This is a genomic window from Pseudomonas sp. SDO5522_S412, from assembly GCF_054071215.1.
The window spans coordinates 1-9,665 of the sequence record NZ_JBSVWQ010000214.1 but is presented as its reverse complement, the minus strand read 5'-3'; the positions used below and the strand labels follow the sequence as shown (position 1 = coordinate 9,665).

At 60.8% G+C, this 9,665-nt stretch carries 11 protein-coding genes; 3 read left to right on the top strand and 8 right to left on the bottom strand.

What is annotated here, in order from left to right; all coding sequences use genetic code 11:
- Positions 1–83: 83 nt before the first annotated feature.
- The 4 genes from ACW9I6_RS27030 to ACW9I6_RS27015 all read right to left on the bottom strand — a co-directional run bounded on the left by ACW9I6_RS27030 (position 84) and on the right by ACW9I6_RS27015 (position 3,354).
- Positions 84–275 carry a PLDc N-terminal domain-containing protein gene (locus ACW9I6_RS27030; RefSeq protein ID WP_003172956.1) on the bottom strand — a complete coding sequence of 64 codons (192 nt, stop codon included), beginning with the start codon at positions 273–275 and terminating at the stop codon, positions 84–86.
- Positions 276–343: 68 nt separating this feature from the next.
- A complete protein-coding gene (locus ACW9I6_RS27025; protein ID WP_003216771.1) occupies positions 344–874 on the bottom strand; it encodes a hypothetical protein in 531 nt (176 codons plus the stop codon).
- 41 nt (positions 875–915) lie between these two features.
- Complete coding sequence (locus tag ACW9I6_RS27020) at positions 916–1,431, bottom strand: ankyrin repeat domain-containing protein (RefSeq protein ID WP_003216773.1); 516 nt, start codon at positions 1,429–1,431, stop codon at positions 916–918.
- Positions 1,432–1,527: 96 nt separating this feature from the next.
- The gene (locus ACW9I6_RS27015; RefSeq protein ID WP_087692961.1) at positions 1,528–3,354 is read right to left on the bottom strand and encodes a long-chain-acyl-CoA synthetase; all 1,827 of its coding nucleotides are present in this window, start codon (positions 3,352–3,354) and stop codon (positions 1,528–1,530) included.
- Positions 3,355–3,752: 398 nt separating this feature from the next.
- Here ACW9I6_RS27015 and ACW9I6_RS27010 point away from each other — a divergent pair, with 398 nt between their 5' ends.
- Positions 3,753–4,031, top strand: coding sequence for a DUF3509 domain-containing protein (locus ACW9I6_RS27010; RefSeq protein ID WP_003216777.1), 279 nt, complete (start codon positions 3,753–3,755; stop codon positions 4,029–4,031).
- Between the two features lie 54 nt (positions 4,032–4,085).
- Here ACW9I6_RS27010 and ACW9I6_RS27005 read toward each other — a convergent pair whose 3' ends face one another.
- The 4 genes from ACW9I6_RS27005 to aroC form a co-directional block, all read right to left on the bottom strand.
- Complete coding sequence (locus ACW9I6_RS27005) at positions 4,086–4,370, bottom strand: response regulator transcription factor (RefSeq protein WP_003216779.1); 285 nt, start codon at positions 4,368–4,370, stop codon at positions 4,086–4,088.
- 235 nt (positions 4,371–4,605) lie between these two features.
- Positions 4,606–5,151, bottom strand: coding sequence for a 1,2-dihydroxy-3-keto-5-methylthiopentene dioxygenase (locus ACW9I6_RS27000; RefSeq protein ID WP_457340038.1), 546 nt, complete (start codon positions 5,149–5,151; stop codon positions 4,606–4,608).
- Positions 5,152–5,179: 28 nt separating this feature from the next.
- A complete protein-coding gene (locus tag ACW9I6_RS26995) occupies positions 5,180–6,331 on the bottom strand; it encodes an MFS transporter (RefSeq protein WP_178966184.1) in 1,152 nt (383 codons plus the stop codon).
- A gap of 148 nt (positions 6,332–6,479) precedes the next feature.
- Positions 6,480–7,571 carry a chorismate synthase gene (gene aroC, locus ACW9I6_RS26990; RefSeq protein WP_003213122.1) on the bottom strand — a complete coding sequence of 364 codons (1,092 nt, stop codon included), beginning with the start codon at positions 7,569–7,571 and terminating at the stop codon, positions 6,480–6,482.
- A 143-nt stretch (positions 7,572–7,714) separates the two neighbouring features.
- Here aroC and ACW9I6_RS26985 point away from each other — a divergent pair, with 143 nt between their 5' ends.
- Positions 7,715–8,677, top strand: a complete 963-nt coding sequence (locus ACW9I6_RS26985) for an alpha/beta hydrolase (RefSeq protein WP_003213124.1) — start codon at positions 7,715–7,717, stop codon at positions 8,675–8,677.
- A 99-nt stretch (positions 8,678–8,776) separates the two neighbouring features.
- The gene (locus ACW9I6_RS26980; protein ID WP_003213127.1) at positions 8,777–9,580 is read left to right on the top strand and encodes a hypothetical protein; all 804 of its coding nucleotides are present in this window, start codon (positions 8,777–8,779) and stop codon (positions 9,578–9,580) included.
- The last annotated feature ends 85 nt before the right edge of the window (positions 9,581–9,665 follow it).

The window sequence follows — 9,665 nt, the reverse complement described above, 5'->3', positions numbered from 1 at the left end:
TACATCAGGTGACTGTTACACCGTATTCGCGAGCAAGCCCGCTCCCACACTTACTGTGCCCGCTCTGGATAGCGTTGTTTGGATCAGATCCGCACGTTACCGCGCGGCCCGGCGATCGCCCAGATGATCAAGCCCAGTACCGGCAGCAGCAGGATCAACAGGATCCACAACACTTTGGCGCCGGTACTCGCGCCGCTTTTGAACACGTTGATGATCGCCCAGATATCCAGCGCGAGGATGATCAACCCGATCAGACCATTAAAAGTGGAACCCATGGTGTCGCTCCTAAGTGAGGGCTTGCCTGCTTAGGATAGTCAGCCGTGGCCGGGGGTTCCGTTTTATTTCAGACGTGTACCGCAACGCGCAGAGCTTCCAGCGATGGTTCGCCCTTTATGCCGGTTTCGGCACACAACTCCAGCACCCGTGGCACGTCGTTGCCGTAGACCAGCACAGCCTGGATCTCGTCGTCCAGCAACTGGCTGAAGTTCATCAGCACGTAGCCGCCGTTCTCCGGGTTGAGGGCGCTCATCTGGATCTGGATGCGGTTCAGCGCGGTCAGGGCTTCGGTCTTGGCCAGTTGCTTGGGCTTGAGGTTGAACGCCACGCCGGGGCCAAAGGAGGCGACGATCTGGGCGAACAGGTCCAGGTAGGTGTCGGCCTGGAACAGCACGGTGTCTGGCAGGCTGCCGACGACGATCCACTCACCCAGGGGAATCGGGAAAGTGTCGTCGTAGTTAATGTCGGGGTTGGCGGCCAGGAAAGCGTCGGGATCGGCGTAGGCCTGGGCCGCTTCGTCAGCCACCTTGGCGATCTCGGGTTCGCTCATGCAGCCGGAGCTGATTTTGCTGATGAGTTCGACGAGTGCGGTTTTCATGGGGTGGTCCTGTGGCGGGGCTGATTTTGAGGGCGCAAAGCCTACACCAGTTTTTCCAACTGCGCCGCCGTATCCACCGCCCCCATGGTCTGCGCGGCTGCCAGCGCGGTCACGCCCTGGGCATCGGTGGCCTTGGGATTGGCGCCCTGGCTGATCAGGTAGTCCACCATTTCGGTACGGTTGAACATCGCCGCCATCATCAAGGCGGTGCGACCATCAGAGGATGCGCCTTCGACCAACGCTCCGCCTTCGATCAACGCCTTGACCACCGGCAGGTTGCCCTTGAACGCCGCGCCGGCAATCGGCAGCTGGTTCTTGTCGTTGGCAATCTGGGGGTCGGCCTTGAATTCCAGCAGCACTTTCACCGCGTCCACATGGCCATGGTAGGCCGACAGCATCAACAGCGTATCGCCATTGTGGTTGCGCAGGTTCGGCGGCAAGCCCTTGGCCAGCAACGCCGCCAGCATCGCGGCATCGCCCTTGCGCGCCACATCGAACACCTGCTCGGCAAATTCGGCGGCTTCGTCTTCGGTCATTTGTTTGGCTTGGTCTGACATGTGGGGCTCCTTGTCTGGTGTTTCATAAGGCGCCCAGTCTCGCGATGGAGTTCCCCACTGTCATGCCTTTTTTCCCAAAAGCGGCGATAGGCAGAATCAATAACGGAACTTGCCCGCCTGGATATCCGCCAACAGTTGCCCGGTGACCGGCACATAACTGTCCGACCCAGGCAACCAGGCAAAGATCGGATCATCACCGGCCTTGCCCGGGTCGAACGCTTCCTCCTTGAGTTTCACCTTCTGGTATTTGAAGGTGCCCGTGGTTTCCATCTTCACCTTGATCCGCAGGAACAACGGCACCGCATACGCGGGCAATTGCCCGTGGGCGAAGGTCAGCAACTCGCGCATGTCCAGGGAAGCCAGGGATTCGGCAGGCGTAATGGCCGCCATGCCCGCGCGGCCGTTGGTGTTTTCAATCTCCACGCCGTAGGCCACCACTTCGGAGATCTGCGGGTGCTGCAGGAAGATGTTCTCGACTTCGGTGGTGGAGACGTTTTCACCTTTCCAGCGGTAGGTGTCCCCCAGCCGGTCAACGAATTGGGCGTGGCCGAAGCCGATATTGCGCAACAGGTCGCCGGTGTTGAAATAACGGTCGCCCTTCTCGAACACGTCGCTGAGCACCACCTTGCGGTTCTTCTCGGGGTCGGTGTAGCCGTCGAACGGTGCCTTGTCATCGATCCTGGCCAGCAGCAGCCCCTGGCCCCCCTTGGGCACTTCGCGCATGAAACCGTCGGCGCCGCGAATCGGCTCACAGCTGTCATGGGCGTAGTCCACCAGTGCCCAGTGCATCAGGGAAAAGCCGATGGTGTTGTCGAAGTTCAGCACATTGGTGAAGCCGATGTTGCCGTCACTGGCGGCGTACAGCTCGCAGATATGATCAACGCCAAAGCGCTGCTTGAACTCAGCCCAAACCCCAGGGCGCAGGCCGTTGCCGATCATCTTCGTCACACGGTTATCACGGTCCTGCTCGCTCGCGGGCTGGTCGATCAGGTAGCGGCACAGCTCGCCGACATAACCCAGGGTGGTCGCATTGAATTTGCGCACATCGTCCCAGAACTGGCTGGCGCTGAACTTGCGGCGAATCGCGAACCCCGACGCCCCGGCAATCGCTGAACCCCAGCACACGCACAGGCCAGTGGCGTGATACAGCGGCAAGGTGCAATAGACGACATCCTCGGGCCCCATATCCAGGGCGATGGTGCCGAAACTGGCCGAGGACTTCATCCAGCGGCCGTGTTTGAAAATGCCGGCCTTGGGCAAGCCGGTGGTGCCGGAGGTGTAGATATAGAAGCAAGGGTCGTTGAAGTAGATCTGCTGAGTGCTGGCGGGGTTTTCCAGCGAATGATCAGCGCTCGCGGCCATCAGGTCCACATAACCCGGTGGTACGCTGGTGTGCTGTTGATCGGCGATAAACCAGGTTTTTTCTGCGCCGATTGCCACCTGGCTGCGAACCGCCTCGTAGGCACCCATCAACTCGGCACCCACCACAATGGCCGCCGGCGTCACCAGGTTGAGGCTGTGAACCAGTGCGGTCTGGGTTTGCGAGGTATTGAGCATCGCGCAAATGCCGCCCACCTTGGCCACGGCCAGTACGCTGAGCAACAACTCGGGGCGGTTCTCGATAAACAACGCCACCACGTCGCCCTTGCCGATCCCCTGCTGCTGCAGGTAGTGAGCCATGCGGTTGGCCTGCTGGTTGGCCTGGCGGTAGCTCAGCACCGTGTCGCCATACAGCAGCGCGGCGCCGTCGGGGTTGCGTTGGGTGGCTTGTTCAAAGGTCCAGCCCAGGCCGCACGGCTGGTCGGGATCGGTGATGTTGGCAACGCGGATTCCGCGCACCAGGCGCGGCAGTGCACGGACAATGGTGGGCACCTTACGCAGCATCATGCCCCAGGTGATCATGTCACTTGGCGGGTGGTTCATGGCGGGAACGTCCTTTTTCTTATTGTTCGTATGACCCTCAAGGCACCCATCGCACTGTAAGACCCGCGCTGAATGCCTTGCAGGAAAATACGCCAGCCGTTCTTCGGCTGTACACGCAGGATTTGAAAAGTTTTGTATCCCGAAAGGAAAAGGAATTTAGCGCACCGCCAGGTGGTCACTATGGAAGACCTGCCTTGCGTGCCAGCTGTGAAACACTTGGCAAAACCCCGCAAAATGCAGGATGCACGATGGCCATTCATGCAAATTGCACGAAACTGGAAATCTTAAAATTTTATAACTGATTGATTTATAACGATTTTTTAAGATACTCAGTACTGGCACAATCACTGCACCTATCACTCCACGCTGCAAAACATGAGCTAACGGAGCTGATAGACATGAGCCTGATCCAAGATAAATTTTCTTCTGTGTTCTCCAATTTCGACGTCACCACCCAGGCGCGTCCTGATGGCGGCATCCTGCTGACCTTGCGTAACAGCGAAGGCAAGCAGATCAAACGTTCGATCTCTTATCAGCAACTGCACACGGCCGACCAACTGACGTGGGTCATCAGCGCCATTCGCCGCGACCTGGCTGAACAAGCCAGCGACCTGCCACAGATTTCGATGCTGCAAAGCCAGAACCGCTTTGCCCTGCCGACCTACCATTCGGCTTGACCGTCATGCAGGACCCGAACAGGTCGTGGTGCCGTTGCGCACCACGGCCTTTTTTTATTTGCACAATCCCTGTTTCACCGCCTCGTTCACGGCCTGGACCCGGTTAGTCACCTGCAACTTGCCGTAGATGTTGCGCAGGTGAAACTTCACCGTGGCCTGGGAGATGGAGCGAATCCTGCTGATTTCCCACACCGTCTTGCCCTCGACCGCCCAATGCAGGATTTCCCGTTCCTTTGGGGTCAGGGGTTTACCCGACAACATCGCACGCGCCTTGCGGTTGGCAACCGGCGCGCTGTCCGTTTGCGTGGACGGTTGTTCCTGTGGCTCCGAACCGCTCATGCAGGCCTCTCTCTTCATATAGGTCTTGTAACGCCCGAAGTCGGATTACTCCTATTGACAGGCGAATAAATATTGAGACCAGAGAGAGTTACACAAAGAGTGGAAGTAACAAGTAAGGTCAACGATAAACAGCTGTTACCCACAAACTTTCAAGTTTATTCCTACAGCGATTTCCAACCTGAAGGAATTGAAGTTAAAAAAATGCCCCCTGTTCAGGAGGCATTGCCGGACGAACTTAGTCATCAAGCCGAGGAAAACCCTCGGCGATCGCGTCGCCCGTCAGCATGACCGCCAGCCCTTCAGGGTCACTGAACAGGCGGATCGCCACAAAGTGCGGGTTCTCCCCCATATCAAACCAGTGCGGGATGCCGCTCGGCACCAAGATCAGGTCGTTTTTCTCGCAGAACACCGCATGCACATAATCTTCGATGTGCAAGGTAAACAGCCCACGACCCGCTACGAAAAAACGCACGTGGTCTTGGGCCATGCGGTGTTCGTCGAGTCGCTCGGCGCGCAATTGGGCTTTCTGCGGGTGATCGTTGCTGACGCGGAGCACATCAACGGTGGTGTAGCCGCGCTCGGTCATCAGCTTGTCGATGGGCGCCTGGTAGGCCGCGATAATCTCAACCTCGCTGGCCCCGGGCTCAAGTCGGGTAGCCGCCTGCCAGCGATCGAACCCCACACCCAGCTCGGCCAGGGTCGAGGCGATATCGTCCTGGTGAGTCAGGACCTTGTTCGGGGTGTCGGGGGTGCAGACGTGGTAAACCGCGAGATAGCTCATCAAACTCTTCCTCTGTCACGGGAGCTGCTCATGGCCGCTCCTCTTGCAATCGAATGCCAATGATTAGGGCGGCGGCCAGGGCCGCGATGCTGGCAATGCTGAAGGTCAGGGTCGGCCCCAGCAGGTTCCAGCTGTAACCTGAATAGAGTGCGCCCAGCGCACCGCCGGTACCGGCCAGTGCCGCATACAGTGCCTGGCCCTGCCCTTGCTGGCGAGCGCCAAAGCTGCGTTGCACGAACTGGATGGCCGCCGCGTGAAAACTGCCGAAGGTCGCCGCGTGCATCACCTGCGCCAGCAACAGCACCCAGAAGAATTCGGCAAACGAGCCCAGCAGCAACCAGCGCAGTGCGGCCAGCAGGAAACTCGCCATCAATACCCGGCGTACCGAAAAGCGCGTGAGAATCCGGCTCATGGCCAGGAACATCAAGACTTCCGCCACCACGCCCAGCGCCCACAACATGCCGATCACGCCACGGCTGTAACCGAGGTGTTCAAGGTGCAGGGTGAGGAAGGTGTAGTACGGACCATGGCTCATCTGCATCAGCGCCACACACGCATAGAACGCCAGCACGCCGGGGCTGCGCAGTTGCCGCAAAAAGCCGTCACCGGCCAGGCGACTCCCCTGGCTCAGGGGCTGCGCATTCGGCACCCAGAGGCTGGCGCCGATGATGCCGGCCATGATCACCACGACCACCACCGGGTAGATATCCAGGCTCAGCCAGTCGAACAAGCGGCCCATGATCACCACGGTGAGGATAAAACCGATGGAGCCCCACAACCGCACCTGGCTGTAGCGCGAGGTCTGGCCTTGCAGGTGCGCGAGGGTGATGACTTCAAACTGTGGCAGGACCGCGTGCCAGAAGAACGCGTGCAAGGCCATCACCAGCGCCAGCCAGGCGTAGGTCTTGCTGACAAAGATCAACGAGAAACTCACCAGGGTGCACACCGCGCCAAAGCGCACGATGGCCAGGCGCCGGCCGGTGTAGTCCCCCAGCCAGCCCCACAGGTTGGGTGCCACGCAGCGCATCAGCATGGGGATGGCCACCAGCTCGCCGATGCGCGCGCTGGAGAACCCAAGGTGATCGAAGTACAACGCCAGGAACGGCGCCGTCGCCCCCAGCAGGGCGAAATAGAACAGGTAGAAGCTGGAGAGTCGCCAGTATGGAAGGGCTTGCGTCAGCATAAGTGACTTGTGGCGAGCGAGCCTGCTCGCGCTGGGGCGAGAAGCGCCCCCAATGGAAGCGCCGCAGTTCTCCAGGTCCTACCGGGTTGCAGGCTTTGGGGCCGCTGCGCAGCCCAGCGCGAGCAAGCTCGCTCGCCACCCACGGTCACAGCTGGCCCAATACCGGAGTACTGACTTTTACGTCGGCGTTTTGCCCACGATGGCGCAGCAGGTGGTCCATCAACACAATGGCCATCATCGCTTCGGCAATCGGCGTGGCGCGGATGCCGACGCAAGGGTCGTGACGGCCCTTGGTGATCACGTCCACCGGGTTGCCGTGCACATCGATCGAACGGCCCGGCGTGGTGATGCTGGAAGTCGGCTTGAGGGCCAGGTGCGCAACGATCGGCTGGCCGGAGGAAATGCCACCGAGAATGCCGCCGGCGTTGTTGCTGAGGAAACCTTCCGGGGTCAGCTCGTCACGGTGCTCGGTGCCACGCTGGGCCACACAATCGAACCCGGCGCCGATTTCCACGCCCTTGACCGCGTTGATGCTCATCAGCGCGTGGGCCAGTTCGGCATCGAGGCGGTCGAAGATCGGCTCGCCCAGGCCCGGCATCACGCCTTCGGCAACCACGGTGATCTTGGCGCCGACGGAATCCTGGTCGCGGCGCAACTGGTCCATATAGGCTTCCAGCTCCGGCACTTTATCCGGGTCTGGGCAGAAGAAAGCGTTGTCTTCGACGCTGTCCCAGGTCTTGAACGGGATTTCGATCGGGCCCAGCTGGCTCATGTAGCCGCGGATCACGATGCCCTGGGTCGCCAGGAACTTCTTGGCAATCGCACCGGCCGCCACGCGCATCGCGGTTTCCCGCGCCGAGCTGCGGCCACCGCCACGGTAGTCGCGCTCGCCGTATTTGTGGTGGTAGGTGTAGTCGGCGTGGGCCGGGCGGAACAGGTCCTTGATCGCCGAGTAGTCCTTGGACTTCTGGTCGGTGTTGCGAATCAGCAGGCCGATGGCGCAGCCGGTGGTGCGGCCTTCGAACACGCCGGAGAGGATTTCGACTTCGTCGGCTTCCTGGCGCTGGGTGGTGTGGCGGCTGGTGCCGGGCTTGCGGCGGTCGAGGTCACGCTGCAGGTCTTCCAGGGACAACTCGAGGCCCGGCGGGCAGCCGTCGACAATGGCGACCAACGCCGGGCCATGGCTTTCGCCCGCGGTGGTAACAGTGAACAGCTTGCCGTAGGTATTGCCGGACATGCAGGGCGCTCCGTGAAATCAGTTGAATCAAGTCAACCGTAATAACTTAAGGCGGCCAGTATACGCAGGCTAACCGACTAGTTCATCCTCGAAACCTTACCGGTAGACGTTGGTCCAACCGGCACCTTCCTCATGATGGCGCGATGATGCTGCGAGTTCTGCTTTTGACCCTCACTCTGTTTTCCAGCCTTGGCTTCGCCGCCTCCCCTGTCGTGCTGCAACGGCCCATCAGCCTGGACACCGGCAGTGGCGAGCTGTTTGGTTCGCTGTTGTTGCCCAAATCCGACAAGCCGGTGCCGGTGGTGCTGATCATCGCCGGCTCCGGGCCCACCGACCGCAACGGCAACAGCGCCGACGGCGCACGCAACGACAGCCTCAAGCGCCTGGCCTGGGTGCTGGCCAGGCACAACATCGCCAGCGTGCGCTACGACAAGCGCGGCGTGGCCGCCAGCCTTGCCGCCACCCCCGATGAACGCAACCTGACCCTGGATGCCTACGTGTCCGACGCCGTGGCCTGGGGCAAGTTGCTCAAGGCCGACCCACGCATGGGCCCGCTGATTGTGCTGGGCCACAGCGAAGGTGCACTGGTGGCCGCCCTCGCCGCCCCGCAGCTCAACCCGGCCGGGGTGATCTCCCTGTCGGGCAGTGCGCGCCCGGTGGACCAGGTGATCCGCCAGCAACTGGCCGACCATATGCCTCCAGCGCTGTTACTGCGCAGCAACCAGATTCTCGATCACCTCAAGGCCGGCCAGGTGGACGCCGATGTGCCCACCCCCCTTGAGGGCATTTTCCGCCCCAGCGTGCAGCCCTATCTGATCAGCCTGTTCCGCGCCGACCCTTCGGCGGCCTTTGCCAAATTGACCATGCCGGCGCTGATCGTCCAGGGCACCAATGACCTGCAGGTCGGCGTGGCCGATGCGCAACAATTGCAGAAGGCCAAGCCCGACGCCGAGCTGACGGTGATCGAAGGCATGAACCACGTGATGCGCATCGTGCCCAACAACGTGAAGCAGCAACTGGAGTCCTATAACGACCCGCAGTTGCCGCTGGCGGCTGAACTGGGCACCCGCCTGGTTCGCTTTATCGACGGACTTCGCGCCAGTTAAGCGAGTATTGCCCTCCAGTCCTGAGCAAAACGGCCGATAAGCCATGGGTCGACAGCAAAAAGCCTGTCGGCCCGCAGAGCTTGGACAGGATCGCGCCGAATGACGAACACCGAAGCAACACCCGAACCTACCGCCGACACCACGGCTGACACCGAGGCCGCCGCATCGGCCGCGTTACCGTGGGCGGAGGTGCAGGCCGAACATTTCAAGATGCTGCGCCTGGCCCCTTTGGCCACCGACCGTGCCACGGGCGTGCGGCCCCTGCGCTTTGTGCAGTTTGGCTGGGCCGAACGCAACAACAAGGACCACAGCCTGCTGCGCATGGTCATTCAGTTGCCGGGCCAGCGGGTGCGCCGGGAACAGAACCATTTGGATATCTGGGTCGATCACGCGACCCATCGGGTGCACTTTGGCCCGGGCAACAGCCTGGAGATCGAGCCGGCTAACCGCGGCATCGGCCGTTTCCTGGTAGCCCAGGGCGCCGCCTGGGCGAAAAAGAAGTGGTCGCACTACCGCGTCGACGGCGTCGACCTGGCCAACAAGGACGCCCTCAACGAAGCCACGCGCCTGCGCCGGGATCACTTCCTGCGTATCCAGGGCTTTGATGTGGCGTACGCCGATGTCCAGCATTTGAAGGGCAACGTGCAGCCGGGCAAGGTCAGCGATGTGCTGGACAGCTGGAACACCGAAAAGCTGCAGTTCGTGGAGATTCTGGAAGCGGCGCAGATGCTGCAACAGGCCGAGCAGAACCTGGCGGAACAGGAAGTGAAACTGCGCAAGGAAGAGGAAAAAGTCACCAAGTTCAAGCGCGAAGACAGCGGGTTGCGCTTCACGATTACGTGCCTGGTGGCGTTTACCGTGTTTCAGGCGGGGTTGTTGATCTGGATTGCGACGCATCGATAATCCGGTTTATCAATTGAAACCGGATCAAAATGTGGGAGCGGGCTTGCTCGCGAATGCGGTGTGTCAGTCACCGGATATCTTGACT